A 341-nucleotide genomic window follows, 5' to 3' on the forward strand; every position below is an offset into this window, starting at 1 on the left:
TCCGGCATTTCCTGAATCATATTTTCATCCCCTATGATAGGGACAAGGTCTTCCTTCATAAACACCGGAATGCCGAGTGCGTGTGCCTGATCCGTCAGAGACCATGCCCATTCCGGCTCCGTATGAACTTTCCTGCTCTGAGCCCCGGTCATAGTGCCGACAACGATCCAGTTGATTCCGGAAAGGTCAACTGTACCGGGATCGTCGAATAACGGTTCAAGGGTAACATGGTAATGCTTTGCTCTGATGTTTTTCCGAAGGGCGTCGATACGCCACAGTTCGGCTTTCCTCGTCACCGTAACGCCAAACCATGCGTTTTCCAGATCGGTATCAAAATCCAG

General features: G+C 50.7%; 1 protein-coding gene. It reads right to left on the reverse strand.

Annotated elements, in window-relative coordinates; genetic code table 11:
- Positions 1-341: DUF5131 family protein (locus GPK83_RS11910; RefSeq protein ID WP_215704865.1), on the reverse strand; the 341-nt coding region annotated here is incomplete at both ends.

The organism is Clostridium sp. MCC328 (assembly GCF_018785465.1).
Lineage (GTDB): Bacteria > Bacillota > Clostridia > Lachnospirales > Lachnospiraceae > Pilosibacter > Pilosibacter fragilis.